Here is a 468-nt window from a genome sequence, read left to right on the forward strand (position 1 = left end):
TGGTGAAACCATCACCATCGCCAAGGATGCGACCGAAGGCTCCGTGACCTTCGCAGCACCAAAAGACACCGTGTATGTCGACGCAGGCAGCGTAAGCGTGACCGTGACCGGCACCACTGGCGGCGACTTCGAACACCTGGAAGTCAGCCCAACCGCAGCTGTAACTGCTGTTACGGACTCGATTGATACTTCGACCGTCACCCTGACCGCGACTGCCAGTGCTGTTGAAGGTGGCGTAGTTACCTACACCGCTTCGGTAACGGCTCCAGTAACCGGTGCACCACTGGTCATCACGCTGGCCAACGGCCAAAGCATCACCATCCCGGTCAACGCCTCGAGCGGCTCGGTCGATTTCATCGCACCGAACAACGTGTTGAATACCAACACTCCGCTGACCAACAGCATCACTGGCGTCACCGGCGGCAACTACGAGCACCTGGAAACCGCCGGCACGCCGACCACCGTCGT

The 468-nt window shown here is 59.8% G+C and carries 1 protein-coding gene; it reads left to right on the forward strand.

Annotated elements, in window-relative coordinates:
* Positions 1-468 (forward strand): immunoglobulin-like domain-containing protein (locus NTD82_RS00395; protein ID WP_262127384.1); only part of this gene is annotated, 468 nt, incomplete at both ends.

This window comes from Pseudomonas sp. 5P_5.1_Bac1 (genome assembly GCF_025466015.1).
GTDB lineage: Bacteria > Pseudomonadota > Gammaproteobacteria > Pseudomonadales > Pseudomonadaceae > Aquipseudomonas.